Raw genomic sequence first — 14469 nt, forward strand, 5'->3', positions numbered from 1 at the left:
TTTAAGTTCCACATTATTTTACATTCGGATTGCAGTCCCACCATAAGCGGGTAGCGCCGTTATCTTCTCCATTGAGCTTTCGCAGGGCACCGAGCATATTTTCCGCATTCAGCTGATATTCTTCGGCAGGATAGGAGAGACGTCGTATTCCCAGTGTCAGGTTAGTGATTCCCACTCCCTTGTTGTCCATTATCGGAAGGAATTTAGGATACCCTGTGCGGCGATGTTCGCACCAGGCTTCAATGCCCAGAGGAAACATGGCAATCCATTTTTGAGTAATGATACGTTCCAGGTTTTCTTCGAAACGGGTATTCTCCTTGTCCTCGTTCCAGGCAATGGTGATGCTGCTCGGAGATTGGGCGCTGTATGTACCTCTCGGGTCTTTGTAAGCCCCCGGCACCAATGCTTTATTCTGGGAGTATCCGCTTGCTCCGCTTGCGCCCCATTGCTCAAAGGAAAGGGTGATCGCCTTCTCATATAGCTGTTGGGCATCTCCGCTCATTGCCCATCCCCGCAGGGCACCTTCGGCGCGAAGGAACGTTACCTCGGCGGCAGTCATCCACATATACGTATCATTGGCAGTCATCAAACGGTTGGAATAGGTTTGTATCAACTCGTCGTCCGTCACTTTGGAAGGAAGAATACCAATGCGTAGCCCATAGTAATCGGTATCATCCTGATACTTTCCCTGGGTGAAGTATTTTTCCAAACGCGGATCGTTATATCCCTGCATATAGGAAACGATTTCCGCAGCTATCCGGTAATCCTTCCAATCATTGAAACAGAGAGCCGAACGATTCTCCTCCACATGCAGTTGCGCGTTGTCCTCATTGTTCTCTATCACACCTGCGGCTACGGCTTTCTCGGCTATTTCCCTGGCCAGTTCCGGTTTCACATAAACGATACGCATGGCCATGCGAAGCTGTAACGAGTGAAGGTATTTATACCATTTCCGCACATCTCCATAATAAAGATTATCCAGTTTCTTAAATCCTTCCGCACTTAGACCTAGATTCTCCTTCAGAGCTTCATCTGCTTCTTCCAATTCCTTGAACATAGCCACATAAACCTCCTCTTGAGAGTCATAAGGAGCACTAAGGCCGTCACCTTCCGTTTTATCTCCCAATACTTTGGTATAGGGAATCGGTCCGAACATATCCGTAGACCGGTGCATGATAGCGACTCGCAGAATCTTGGCGAATGCCAGTGCGACGGGGTCATTGGTACGGTTGATAATATCCCGGTAGGAAGGATACATTTCCGAGATAGGATCGGAGAACGAAGCCTTCAGCCAGTCCGACTTGGGATTATAAGTCGAGTATTTTTCAGTCCAACCCACACGAGTCTCTCCAAAATAACGCCCGTAGGCTCCTCCGCACATCGCTTCCACAAATTGATAAAGATGCTCTTGTGTGGGGACCACCAATGCTTCCATGCTCTTTAGAGACGAGCCGATGATATGGTTTTCGCGCATCAGTTCATCCTGCGTTGTCTCGTAAGGATTACGATTGATATCCATATCGATACAACTTCCCGTCCATAGCATCAGCGTTAGCAGGTATGCCAGTCGGAGGGTTGCTTTTCTGTATTCTTTCATTTGAGTATTCATAGTTTTAGAAGTTAATCTTTACATTAAAACCAAAATTGCGTGTACTGGGCATCATGAAGTAGTCGATTCCCTGATAGAAATTGCTTGTTGTGGCAATCGCTTCCGGGTCGAAAGGTGCTTTGCAATAAATCATCCACAGGTTACGTCCCACTACAGAGACGTTGATGTCGCAGATATTACCCAACCATTTGCGGGGGATGGTGTATCCGATGTGCGCTTCCTGCAAACGCAGATTTGTGGCACTATACGTATAATATTGCGGCAGCCCGCTTGAGGTAGCTACAATCTCGTAATACTGCTGTGCGTTCACCCAGCTACGTCCGTTGACGAGTACTCCGCCACGGTCACGGGCGGCAGCAGATGCTTCGGATACGCCATATTGGTCGAGAGCAGCCTGTGTGGCTGAATAAACAATACCTCCCAGGCGGGCACTTAATTGAAATCCCGCATAAATACCTTTGTAAGAAAAGCTGTTGTTCCATGCCAGGTTTGCTTTAGGAAATACGCTGCCTAATTTGATGTCAGGTAGATTATCCGTTTTGGCGACATCCCCATTTTTGTCTATCTGGATATATCCTTTATCGTCACGTATGAAGTCGGCATTCGTGTACAGGTCTCCCAGTGTGCCTCCTTCTTTCAGGATAAATTTGGTATATCCCAGTCCTTTTAGTTCAAGGCGGTCTTTGTTGACGATTTCTCCGGTTTCGGGATGCACATAGTCCTTAACCAACTCCACAATTTTGTTTTTATTCCAGGAGAAAGTGAAATTACTGTTCCATCCGAAGTCGCGCCATGTATGTCCGTAAGAGAGTAGCCCCTCGACACCGAGATTGCGTACATAACCGGTTTGCACATAAAGAGTCGAATAGCCGGAAGATACGGTGATTTTCGGGTCGAATGTCTGGTTATAGGTATTGGCATAGTAGAATGAACCACTGACTTTGAAATCCTTGAAGAAAGTTCCGTCCACACCTATTTCCCAAGAGTCGGTACGTTCCGGTTTCAGTTTGCCGATAGGATAATGGGTTTTGGCGTTCCAGTCCTGTTTGGTAGGGTCATAGCTGTAAGTCGGTTGTACCAGAAAACGCGGGTAGGGGGTACCCACAGAACTGAACGATCCGCGTACTTTCAGGTAATCAATCGCTTTGGGTAATGTCACCATTTCGCTGATTACTGCCGAAAGACCTACCGATGGATAGAAGAAAGAAGTAGGATTCGAGCCTTTCAACTGGGAAGCCCAGTCGTTACGTCCGGTCAACGTCAGGTACAGCATGCTTTTCCATCCTATTTCCGCACTGGCAAAAATAGACTGCGTCATTTCTTCCCAACCCTCCTGTGTTGCCCGTTTCTTGGCATTATCCAAATCAAATACATTGAATACGTTGGGCACTCCCGTGTCGCGAATCGGACCACCGTAACCCAGTAAATCACTGGAGTTGTCGCTCAATGAAGTACCGGCATTGACTACTACCGTGAAGTCGTCAATGCGTTTATTGATATTCACCATGAAGTCGGCATACGTCTGTGTCTCGTTCACCTTTTGAATGGTGTAATGTCCCTGGGTACTACCTTCGGTCAGTGTAGAGATCGTACTTGCGTATAGCTTTTGCTGATAAGTATTGTCGGTGTTATCCACGCGGATACGTGCCGATACATTCAGCCAGTCCAAAATGTCGTATGTCAGTCCGGCATTCAGCATATAACGCTTTTTCTCATTCGTGCGGACGTTCCGGTAAGCAATCCAGTAAGGATTCTGCATACGCAAATCCCCTTCACCTTGCGGCCAGTAAGCCACATTGATTTTACGTGCTTCGTCATAACGTTCGAAGGCTTTTACTAGAGAAAAGTCATCGCCCCGTGGAAACAGGTAAGCCGAAACCAATGGATTGGAATAAACTCCCTGATTGGTCATGTTGCGGTCATTTTGTATGATATAACTGGCTCCTACATCCAATTTCATCTTGTCATTCAGGAAATGAGTCGTATTGCGAAATGTGAAATTATATCGGTTGTACCTATTGTTCGGAATCATCCCTTCTGAATTGACTGCTGCGGCAGAAAAGAACGTTTGGTTCTTGTCCGTACCTGTCGAGAGGGTGATGGAGTTGCTGTAAGCCGCTCCCGTATCAAAGAAGTCGGTGGGTTCATATCCTGTTTGGTTGGCCGGATTCAGTTTAGGCCCCCAACTTAATATGGGAGAACCTTCCGCATCGCCCCGTGTACCGGTTCCATACCGATTCTGAAACTTGGGCAATACAAATGGGTTCATAAATTCCATGCTGCTTGAGAAAGTAGCCGACAGTTTTCCTATCTGTCCCCGCTTGGTAGTCACTACAATAGCGCCGTTGGCAGCGTTGCTGCCATACATTGCGGCTGCTGCCGCACCTGTCAGGAAAGAGATGCTTTCAATATCGTCGGGATTAATATCCGCAATGGCTTCCGTAGCACCTTTGGAGTCAAATTCAGTACCGCCTCCACCGCCGAAGTTATACATCGGAATACCGTCAATGACGTATAGCGCATTACTGCTCTGCTCGATAGACTTTGTACCACGCATCACCACTTTACTGGCACCTCCCACACCGGAAGAAGAAGCATTAATGACAACGCCGGCAGCCTTTCCGCTCAAACTGTTGATAAAGTTGGCGTCTTTTATTTCCGGCATCTTGTCTGCTCCGATTTGCTGGACGTTGTAGCTCAATGCTTTTTGCTCGCGTTTGATGCCGAGAGCAGTTACTACAACTTCCGATAGCTGTTGCGTATCGGCTGTCAGTTGAATGCGGTAATTATTCTGGTTGGTGACTTTAATGCTTCCTGAAGTATAACCGATATAAGTAAATGTCAGTGTATTTCCGGTGGAAGCTTCGATCAGGAAGTTCCCGTCGATGTCTGTGAGATCCGGCGGCAGTGCCTTCCACTTTGATGTTCACTCCGATCAAGGGATCATTGTTTTCATCAACTACCTTACCGGTGATCTTTTTGGTCGGGTTACTTTCTTTCTTTTGTTCCGGAATAATCATGATATATTTCTCTTTCAGTTGATAGGTGAAACCTGTACCTTTGAGAATTTGAGCGAGCGCATTTTCCAACGAAGCCACCTCTATATTGAGGGTGATGGCCGGTTTGTTTTTCAGTTGGGAATCGTTGTAGCCTACGGACATGCCGGATTGTCTTTCAACTTCTTTCAGTGCTTCAATCACAGATATACTATTCTTTTTAATAGTGATTTTAGCGCCATTTTGTGCAAGGGAAACTGTTGTGGCGAGCATCAAACAGAAAAAAAGCATAAAACTTCTTCCCTTTGTCTTCTTGTCTACTATAAATTTATAAATTTGTAGCATTTTCTTAGTATTAGGTTATTGACTAAATTATTTCGAGGTAATTTGTAGAGTAAACTCTAATATTGGGAATTCAGATTTCATATCCGGGACGGAGTGAGGCCTCTGTTCCGGGTATTTTTTTGCATGGCATATAAGGTTAAAAAGTTATATTCTTGTCAGATAGCACTTGTCTTCTACTATTCTATAGTCCATTTGTCCGACCACGTTCACGATGATTTCCATCACTTCTTCGAGTGGTGCGTTGTCCTTGAAACGAAAACTGAACCTGTCGTTTTTGAGGTTCTTGATACTATATACAAAGGCATAAGGATATTTTCGCTCCAATACGTTGATGATGTCCGTCAGCGTCATCTTTTGCAGAACCAGTTCTCCGCGTTGCCAGGCTGTCACATCGTCCATATCCGGATTGGAGAGATCATATTTCTTATTGTTTCTGTTATAGGCAAACTGTTCGTTGGGATGGAGAATGACACTTGTTGTCAGATTGTTATAATCTACACGGATACTGCCTGAAATGAGGGTCGTTGCTATTTCCTGGCTTTCAGGGTAGGCAGATACATTAAATTCCGTACCTAAAGCAGTAATCTGTAAATCATTGGATTTCACGATAAACGGACGTTTCTTGTCCGGCTTAACCTTGAAGTTGGCTTCGCCTAACAGGAATACACTACGACTATCTCCGGTAAACTCGTGCGGATATAAAAGTGTACTTTTCGAGTTGAGTTGCACTTTTGTTCCGTCGGGCAGCGTCAAACTTCTCATTTCTGCTATCGGAATATATTGCTGTAACAAGTCGGTTTCCGCTTTTGTGCCTACAGTCGATAGATAGACCGAAGAGGCAAGCAGGAGGAATAAGATAGCGGCTGCGGATTGCCATATATGTATTGGGCGAATTCTTCTCTCTTTGGGTACGGTTGGAATACCTTCCTGTTTTTTCAGGCGCTCGTAAGACTTCTGCATTCCTTTCACGTTTTTTTGCCGTTGCGCTTTGTTCCATAGCTCTCTCAAAGCATCTTCTTTCTGGGATGCATGATCCTCATCTACCAGCCATTGATAGAATTCATTTTGGGTAGCTTCCGGATAGTTATTGCCGGTAAATAATATCAGTATTTTCTGAAAAAAGTTCCTCATTTGCGCTGTTCTTTTTAGTGGTTACACTATTAGCACAATCGAAAATGGGGGATTACTTAAAAGAAACACAAGAAAAATGCAATAAAAATAGTTTTTTTATTTCGAGCAGGGTCAGATAGATTTGGTGTTCCACAGTTCGTACGGAAATATTGAGTGCTTGTGCTATCTCCATATTACTCATATTGTTGATGCGGCTCATTTCAAAAACTTTTCTGCGGCGTTCGGGAAGGCGGTCGAGAATTAGGCGGATGATTAATAGTGCTTCTTTATAATAGATAGGGTCGAGAGTATCTTCGGATTTTAGTAAGTCTTCGATTAGATATTTCTGCGATAATTGTTCCTGATAGGATTGTTCCAGTCTTTTGCGTTTGATGAAATTGAAAGTTGTGTTTTTAGTCATGTCGTAGATATACTGGCCTATGTCTTTGTTTTCCAGCCAGACCTCCGGTTGTGTCCATAATTTAGCGAACACATCCTGAATGATATCTTCTGCGTCCTCTTCAGATTTGAGCAAGTTTATAGCGAAATATTTAACAGCGGAATAGTGCGTGGTAAATATAATTTCGAATTGGCGGGCTAGATGAATAGGGTCTTGGTTTTGGCTCATAGGTTTATCAGGTCTGTTGGTATGAGACAAATGTATGTAAATAATTCAACAATACTAAGAAGCCAAGATTAGTATGCGAAAAAGGAAACTAAAAAAACGACTTCAAGTTCTGTGTTTTTATGAACTCTTAACTGTGAAAAGGAAAAAAATAGTGACGCTATCCAGTAGGGATGGCGTCACTATTCGAGTGAGATGGTGACGGTATACCAATGTGATACCGTCACTATTTTTAGATATGTATTTTACCAGTTTCTTTTCACTGTGCGGTAACCGTAGCCGATAATTACAAGAAAACAGATGAACGGAAGAATAAATGAAACATTGACAGCCGGTAACCACGCTATTTGTTCCAAATCAATGATGCTTGCCTGTAGCGGTGGAAGAACAGAACCTCCCAGGATAGCCATAATAAGGCCGGCAGCTCCGAACTTCGCATCATCTCCCATACCTTTCAAGGCAATACCGTAGATGGTAGGGAACATCAATGACATACAAGCCGATACTGCTACCAGACAATACATTCCGAAGATATTTTGAAGGAAGATTACACCTAAAGTGAAAATACCTCCAAAGATAGCAAGAATCATCAGCAATTTACCCGCATTGAGATAGCGCAGAATGAACGTACAGATAAAACGGCTAATACAGAATATCACCATTGCTATGATATTATATTGTTGAGATAGTACTTCCGCACTTTTCTCGTCCATACCTTGTGACATGAACAAGCGTGTTCCATACTGAATGATGAAAGTCCAGCACATAATTTGTGCACCTACATAGAAAAATTGGGCAATCACACCTTCACGATAACGCGTTTGGGTGAAAATACGTTTCAGTGTAGGGAAGAAGTCTATTCTATGATTCTGATCTCCATTCTTAGGCATCTTGACGAATCGTATCAGAAGCAACATGGCTACGATAATCAGTCCGATAATGAGATAAGGAGCAATCAGGACGCTAAGGTCGCTTTCTTTGATTGCTTGAAATTCGCTGTCGTTAAGCAATGCGCGGTCTTCGGTACACATCGGATGCAATTTCGCTTGAATGAACTGCATGGCTACATACATTCCGAGAAGTGACCCCATCGGGTTGAAAGACTGTGCAAGGTTCAATCGCCGGGTAGCTGTTTCTTCCGTTCCCATGGAAAGAATATACGGATTACAGCTTGTTTCGAGGAAAGATAATCCGCAGGTCAGAATAAAATAAGCAATCAGAAACGGATAGTACTCACCCGTCATTTTGGCGGGGAAGAATAAGAAGGCTCCGAAAGCATACATACCCAGTCCTAACAAAACACCTGCTTTGTAGGAATATTTGCGGATGAAGATGGCAGCCGGGAAAGCCATTGCAAAGTAGCCTCCATAGAAGGCAACCTGTACCAATGCCCCGTCGGTGGCACTCATCCGGAAGATTTTAGAGAATGCCTTTACCATCGGATTGGTAATGTCATTGGCAAATCCCCATAACGCAAAACAGGAGGTAATGAGAATAAAAGGTATAAGATAACTGATGCCATCTTTCGAAATGATGGACTGCTTGGTGTGTTTCATGGTTGTTTCTGGTATTTTTTTAAGTATTATACAAATGGAACATTCTTTCCATCGGTTTCCATTTCTCGGCGGAACTCATTCCGGGTGCGGCTTGTTGGAAGATAGCCATATATTCTTCCCACTCCTGTTGGCGGGGAAGGGTGTTCAGGCGTTCCATTGCCGTGTCCCAGTCAAAATCAAGGGGAGTTTCGACGATCATAAACAGTCGGGTTCCCAGGATATAAATTTCCATTTCCAGGATGCCAACTTCCCGGATACCGGCAAGAATTTCCGGCCATGCTTCCGCCTGGCTATGTCTTTTCCGATATTCGGCGATTAGTTCCGGAGAATCGCGTAAATCAAGGGTTTGGCAATATCGTTTGACGGGAACGTCATAAGATTGAACCTGATAACCGGTTTTAGATGTTTCCATATACTTTTATTTTTTAGGATAATATACTTGTGGTGTAACGCTGCGAGTGACAATTTCCCGCAATTCACGAAGATCGGCAATTTCTCCTTTAGCCATTGCCTGCGTCAGGATGTTTCCCATTGCAGTGGCTTCCACCGGACCTGCATAAACAGGAATACCGAGTTCGTCAGCTGTCAGTTGGTTGAGCAACTTATTTTGTGATCCTCCTCCGATGATATTTAACTGACGGATTGGAGCGGGGAGGCAACGGTTGAGCTGTTCCACAGCCAGCCGATATCTGAAAGCTAATGACTGGAGCACACATCGTACAGTCTCTGCCTTGTTTTGGGGAATTTGCAAAGCATGATTCCGGCAATAATGAATAAGCGCGTTCTCCATATTTTCCGGATTCATGAATATGGTGTCGTCTACAGGGATGATTGTATCAATCTCGGCTTCGGCTGCTTGCGGGATGATTATATCATAATCTTGTTCCTCGCCACACGCTTTCCACTCGCTCATCAAGCGTTGCAGAATCCATAATCCTGTTATATTCTGGAGGAAACGGATTTTGCCGTCTACACCTCCTTCATTGGTGAATTGAGCTTTTCTTGCTTCTTCCGTTAATATGGGTTCGTCCACTTCAACTCCCAGTAGCGACCAAGTGCCGGAACTAAGGAAAGCGATAGGACTTTCTGCAGCAGGAACAGCAGCTACGGCACTGGCTGTATCATGTGAACCTACGGCAATAACGTCTACGGCACCCAGTCCGGTTTCGCGTGCAATATCCTCTTTCAGAGTGCCTCTGATTGTTCCGGGAAGAATGATTTTACCGAACAGATGTTCGGGAAGACCTAAGCTATGTATGGTATCGAATGACCAGTTGCGTGATTTGGCGTTGAGTAATTCAGAGGTGGAGGCGATACAATATTCATTATTGGCTACCCCTGTCAGGAAATAACTGAAGAGATCGGGCATGAATAAAAGTTGCCGGGCAACTTCCAACTGTGCATCTTGATTTTGCTTCATGCTGTAAAGTTGAAACAGCGTATTGATAGGCATCACCTGAATACCGGTTTCGGCATAATGTCGATGTTCATCCATGCACTTGAATACTTCTGCCGGCATTCCCTCTGTTCTTGCATCCCGGTAACAGACTGGATTTCCTAATAGGTTTCCATGTTTGTCAATCAGTCCGAAATCCACTCCCCAAGTGTCAATACCAATACCTTTTACGGCATATCCTTTTTGTGCAGCCAGTTTTAGTCCGGTTTTCATATCTTCGAACAGAGCCGGGAAGTCCCAGTAAATATGATTGCCTAGTTTGACCTGCCGGTTGGAGAAGCGGTATATCTCTTCCAATTCCAGCCTGCCGTTAAGAAGAAAGCCGGCGATGATTCGCCCGCTGCCGCCTCCGAAGTCTGCTGCTAAATAAGTATGTTTGATGGTATCTTTCATGGTAATATGCCTGGATATTAGTTGGTTTTCTTTCCTAATACGTAGATTTCCAGGTCTTCAATTTCTGCCGGTGTGAGCACTGAATAATCACCGCCGGATTGAACAATGATGCGACAAGCCATTTCGAAAAAAGTAGCCCGTTCATATACTTGGTCGAAGTCTTTTCCGCACACCACTTGTCCGTGGTTGGTCAGTAAAACCGAGTTATGCTTTTGCATGGCTTCTACCACGGCTTTCGCCAGTTCCGGTGAGCCGGGACGATAATACGGAATCACAGGTATTTCTGAACCTACATGGCAAGGAATTTCTGCTGTTACGTTGAAATTTGCCGGCTTGTTCTTCATGCAGGAGACAGCGGTGGCATATTCCGATTGGAAATGGAGAACGACATTGACGTCCAGACGTTCACGGAGAATACCCAAATGGAATGTACTTTCCATAGAGGGTTTTACACCATTGGCAGGAATGCCGCTGGCAATATGGCAGATTGAAACCTTTTCTTTGCCAAGTGTGGGAACCCAGGAACCCGTACCGGAAATCAATGCTTCTTCGCCGATTCTCCAGGAAAGGTTACCGCTGCTGCAAAGCATTAACTTTGCATCCCCGTAACGATGTGCTTGTGCAATGAACTGTTCAATATGTTCGTTAGTAATCATAGTCTTACTTATTTAAGTCGCTGTAGGGGGCGGGGCTATCCCGACATTTGTTATGTGTCGGGTGGAGGACCCCGTCCCTACGAACGGCAAAGTTAAAATATTTATTTATACAGGACGAAAAAAACTTGTTTATTTATAAATAGGACCATAAGTTGCACAAGCTCTGTAATCTGATCCTTCTTTGTCCATGCCGAAAGCATTCCAGGCAGCCGGGCGGAACATCTGATCTTCTTCTACATTGTGCATGCATACCGGGATGCGGAGCATGGAAGCAAGAGTGATTAAGTCCTGGCCGATGTGTCCATAGCTGATGGCGCCATGATTGGCTCCCCAGTTATTCATGACTGAATATACGTCTTTGAAAGCCGGTTTATCACACAAACGGGGCACAAACCAGGTGGTAGGCCATGTCGGGTCTGTACGCATATTGAGTTTCTGATGGATTTCCGGATCAATTTCCACTGTCCAACCTTCTGCGATTTGCAGGACAGGGCCTAAGCCTTTAATCAGGTTGAGGCGCATCATGGTAACAGGCATTCCGCCTTTTGACAGGAAGTTGGACGAGAAGCCACCCCCACGGAAGTAGTCACGGTCTGCCGGATACCAGGTCGTTGCTTTGAGACAGTTCTCTACATCAGCGTCCGTCAGGTTCCATGGTTCTTTCATAACCGGATTGCCTGCTGCGTCTAATGATTGGCCGGAACCGTCGAGAGTCGTTGCACCGGAATTGATAAGATGGATGATACCGTTTGCTGCCAATCCGCTCAACTCTTTGCCGGTTACACGTTTCACGGCTTCAGGACTCCAGTAAGTACGTACGTCGGAGAATATTTGTGCACGGTTGGTCAATAGATGTCCGAACAACATGGCTACACCGTTGCAGGCATCATTTTCGGTAGCTACCACAAATGCTTCACGGATACCATTCCAGTCAAAAGAGGTATTGAGTAAAGCTTCCGGATAGTCACCGTTAGGATAGAAGTCTGTCCATTGGCGTTGTCCCTGGAAACCGGCTGCAATGGCATTGTGTCCCAAAGCCTCTTCCTTGAATCCCATTTCTTTCAATTTGGGATTTCCGGTCATCAAGTCGCGCATGATAATCGTCATCTTTACAATGAATTCCCAATCAGCATCTTTCTGTTCACGGGTTTTACGTTTTTCAGGACGGTTCTTGAAGTCTTCACCTTCGTTTGTCTTGCAATTTTTTTCAGTCCAGGCCATGGCTTTGGCGTATTCTTCGTGGTCATAGATGCCTTCGTCCATTCGACGGATGATTTCTGTGAGGTCTATTGACTCATTACGCATTCCCAAATACTCTTGGAAGAAATCAGGATTAACGATAGAACCGGCGATACCCATAGATACACTACCCATTGACAGGTAAGATTTGCCTCTCATCGTAGCTACTGCCTGTGCAGCGCGTGCAAAACGAAGAATCTTTTCCGATACATCTTCAGGGATTGTATTATCGTCCAGATCTTGAACGTCGCGTCCGTAGATACCGAATGCGGGAAGGCCTTTTTGTGCGTGTCCGGCAAGTACGGCAGCAAGGTATACAGCTCCCGGACGTTCTGTGCCGTTGAATCCCCAGACAGCTTTCGGATAATGCGGGTTCATATCCATCGTTTCAGCACCATAGCACCAGCAAGAAGTGACGGTAATGGTAGAGCCGACCCCTTCTCTTTCAAACTTTTCCGCACAAGCGGCACTTTCGGCTACGCGTCCGATCGTGCTATCGGCTATAACACATTCTACCGGACTGCCATCACCGTTTTTCAGGTTGCTGCTGATTAACTCGGCTACTGCTTTTGCTAAATTCATTGTTTTCTCTTCAAGGCTTTCGCGAACGCCACCCTGGCGACCATCGATTGTGGGACGAATCCCGATTTTCGGATACTTTTTCATGGTTTCTATCTATTAAAGGATTAATTAATATCTGTGCTGAACTGTGCTGATGTCTTCGCAAAAAAAAAATTAAAGTGACTTTCGAAGCCTTACTTCCGTTGGTAAGAACTTCTGAACCGGTACATTATTAAGAACGAAATTGGCCGCTTCGTTTCCCATCATTTCCCAATCAATACTCAATGAGGTTATTCCTTCGTCAATCACTTCGTAGGAAGGAATATCATTATACGCTAACAGACCGAAATCTTTTCCGCATTTCAGCCCTTCCAATCTTCCTTGTTTCACCACTTTTACTACATCTTGTTGCTTGATGGCGATATAGGCAACTCCCTTACGTACGATCAGATTCTCAATATCCTCCTGTATTTCACAGAGAAATCCCTGTTCCTGGCAGAAACGGGTAAAATACACCTTACTGCTTTGGGGATGTTTCAGGCTTTTGGGAAACAAAAAAACGAGCTGGTGATAGTTCTTCAATCTTTCCTTGAGCAGATTCAATGCCTGATAGAAAAATTCATCAAAATCCTGGCAGATATATGAATACTTTTCTTTTTCGAATTTGCCGAAATCAAGGAGTAGTAATCTTGAAGGATTAATTTTATTGAGAACAGTGCTGAATTTTTCGTTATCGAAATTCATCACGATGTATTTGTTGTATTTCCCGATGGATTCCCGGAGGATCGTATTGAACAACCGTTCGTTGTATTGATGAAATAATAAGTCTACCTTATAGTTGATAGGCAGATGTCTGACGAAACTGTTATATAAGGCTTCTTTGAAAGGAGTATATTGGTCAAGCAGCAATAAGACATTGGTCACCTGGCTCGTCACATAATAACCCTTGCCGGGAGTGGAGTCGATCAAGCCTCGTTCGCGTAAATCAAGGAAAGCCTTGAAAACGGTGTCGCGTGATACTCCGTATTGAGCACTCAACTGATTGATGGAAGGCAAAGAATCTCCTTCAAGAAATTCTTTTCTGGAAATCGCCTGGCTAAGTGCGTCCGCTAGTTGCGTAACCTTGCTTGCCTGTTGTCCGAATGTTGCCTTTTTATCAATTCGTTTCATATTCGAAAAATAAATAACACTATGCTGAACTATGCTGATGCAAAGAAAGGCATTTTATTCTGAACGGAATAAATAATTTGATATGTTTTATAGCAGAAAACAATAAAAAAATCCCCTCCGGCGGACCGGAGAGGATTTATAGCTTTTCCTGATTTCTTGTTCGGAATCTGCTGAAATTTATTCAGCAGCAGCTTCTGTTGCAGGAGCTTCTTCAGCCGGAGCTGCAGCTTCCTCTGCAGGTGCTTCAGCAGCAGCTTTTTCAGCAGCTTCAGCAGCTTTCTTTTCAGCGAGTGCTTTTGCTTTCACTTCGTTGATCTTCTTTTCTGCTTCCAGACGTGCTTTTGCTTCAGCTTTCTTAGCTTCGTCTTGTTTAGCCTTCAAAGTAGCCAAACCTGACTGTTTGTTGTTTTTCCAAGCTTCGAATTTAGCTTCAGCTTCTGCTTCTCCGAATGCGCCTTTTGCTACACCGCCCAGAAGATGTTTCTTCATGTAAACTCCTTCACGAGAAAGAATGTTACGTACAGTGTCACTTGGTTGTGCACCTTTCAGTACCCATGCCAATGCAGCGTCGAAATTCAAATCTACTGTAGCAGGATTGGTGTTAGGGTTGTAAGTACCAATCTTCTCAATAAATTTACCATCACGTGGTGCTCTGCTGTCTGCAATTACAATTGAATAGAACGCGTAACTTTTACGTCCGTGTCTCTGCAATCTGATTCTAGTTGCCATTTTAAATAATTGTTTTTAATGATT

General features: G+C 44.6%; 10 protein-coding genes and 1 pseudogene. All 11 read right to left on the reverse strand.

Features of this window, described 5'->3' with window-relative positions:
* Positions 1 to 13: 13 nt before the first annotated feature.
* Positions 14 to 1609: a RagB/SusD family nutrient uptake outer membrane protein gene (locus BSCG_RS09415; protein ID WP_004300183.1), complete on the reverse strand. Its 1596-nt coding sequence runs from the start codon at positions 1607 to 1609 to the stop codon at positions 14 to 16.
* Between the two features lie 4 nt (positions 1610 to 1613).
* A pseudogene (locus BSCG_RS09410) lies at positions 1614 to 4950 on the reverse strand (TonB-dependent receptor).
* Between the two features lie 144 nt (positions 4951 to 5094).
* Entirely contained in the window at positions 5095 to 6081 is a 987-nt protein-coding gene (locus BSCG_RS09405) for a FecR family protein (RefSeq protein WP_008776546.1), read from the reverse strand.
* Between the two features lie 52 nt (positions 6082 to 6133).
* The gene (locus tag BSCG_RS09400; RefSeq protein WP_004308081.1) at positions 6134 to 6688 is read right to left on the reverse strand and encodes an RNA polymerase sigma-70 factor; all 555 of its coding nucleotides are present in this window, start codon (positions 6686 to 6688) and stop codon (positions 6134 to 6136) included.
* A 242-nt stretch (positions 6689 to 6930) separates the two neighbouring features.
* Positions 6931 to 8241: an L-fucose:H+ symporter permease gene (fucP, locus tag BSCG_RS09395; RefSeq protein WP_004300178.1), complete on the reverse strand. Its 1311-nt coding sequence runs from the start codon at positions 8239 to 8241 to the stop codon at positions 6931 to 6933.
* A gap of 19 nt (positions 8242 to 8260) precedes the next feature.
* Entirely contained in the window at positions 8261 to 8653 is a 393-nt protein-coding gene (locus BSCG_RS09390; protein WP_004300177.1) for an L-rhamnose mutarotase, read from the reverse strand.
* Between the two features lie 6 nt (positions 8654 to 8659).
* A complete protein-coding gene (locus tag BSCG_RS09385; protein ID WP_004317804.1) occupies positions 8660 to 10090 on the reverse strand; it encodes a rhamnulokinase in 1431 nt (476 codons plus the stop codon).
* Between the two features lie 17 nt (positions 10091 to 10107).
* Positions 10108 to 10746 carry a class II aldolase/adducin family protein gene (locus BSCG_RS09380; protein ID WP_004303846.1) on the reverse strand — a complete coding sequence of 213 codons (639 nt, stop codon included), beginning with the start codon at positions 10744 to 10746 and terminating at the stop codon, positions 10108 to 10110.
* A gap of 129 nt (positions 10747 to 10875) precedes the next feature.
* Positions 10876 to 12651: an L-fucose isomerase gene (gene fucI, locus BSCG_RS09375; RefSeq protein ID WP_004303845.1), complete on the reverse strand. Its 1776-nt coding sequence runs from the start codon at positions 12649 to 12651 to the stop codon at positions 10876 to 10878.
* 69 nt (positions 12652 to 12720) lie between these two features.
* Positions 12721 to 13716 (reverse strand): GntR family transcriptional regulator, encoded by a 996-nt coding sequence (locus tag BSCG_RS09370; protein WP_004300173.1) that lies wholly within the window; start codon positions 13714 to 13716, stop codon positions 12721 to 12723.
* 177 nt (positions 13717 to 13893) lie between these two features.
* Complete coding sequence (locus BSCG_RS09365) at positions 13894 to 14445, reverse strand: 30S ribosomal protein S16 (RefSeq protein ID WP_004325681.1); 552 nt, start codon at positions 14443 to 14445, stop codon at positions 13894 to 13896.
* Positions 14446 to 14469 lie beyond the last annotated feature (24 nt).

This window comes from Bacteroides sp. 2_2_4 (assembly GCF_000157055.1).
GTDB lineage: Bacteria > Bacteroidota > Bacteroidia > Bacteroidales > Bacteroidaceae > Bacteroides > Bacteroides ovatus.

Excerpts from the sequence above, each read along its gene's own strand:
- BSCG_RS09415 (WP_004300183.1), bottom strand. The coding sequence starts at position 1,609 with ATGAATACTCAAATGAAAGAATACAGAAAAGCAACCCTCCGACTGGCA.
- BSCG_RS09370 (WP_004300173.1), bottom strand. The coding sequence starts at position 13,716 with ATGAAACGAATTGATAAAAAGGCAACATTCGGACAACAGGCAAGCAAG.
- fucP (WP_004300178.1), bottom strand. The coding sequence starts at position 8,241 with ATGAAACACACCAAGCAGTCCATCATTTCGAAAGATGGCATCAGTTAT.
- BSCG_RS09380 (WP_004303846.1), bottom strand. The coding sequence starts at position 10,746 with ATGATTACTAACGAACATATTGAACAGTTCATTGCACAAGCACATCGT.
- BSCG_RS09405 (WP_008776546.1), bottom strand. The coding sequence starts at position 6,081 with ATGAGGAACTTTTTTCAGAAAATACTGATATTATTTACCGGCAATAAC.
- BSCG_RS09390 (WP_004300177.1), bottom strand. The coding sequence starts at position 8,653 with ATGGAAACATCTAAAACCGGTTATCAGGTTCAATCTTATGACGTTCCC.
- fucI (WP_004303845.1), bottom strand. The coding sequence starts at position 12,651 with ATGAAAAAGTATCCGAAAATCGGGATTCGTCCCACAATCGATGGTCGC.
- BSCG_RS09365 (WP_004325681.1), bottom strand. The coding sequence starts at position 14,445 with ATGGCAACTAGAATCAGATTGCAGAGACACGGACGTAAAAGTTACGCG.
- BSCG_RS09400 (WP_004308081.1), bottom strand. The coding sequence starts at position 6,688 with ATGAGCCAAAACCAAGACCCTATTCATCTAGCCCGCCAATTCGAAATT.
- BSCG_RS09385 (WP_004317804.1), bottom strand. The coding sequence starts at position 10,090 with ATGAAAGATACCATCAAACATACTTATTTAGCAGCAGACTTCGGAGGC.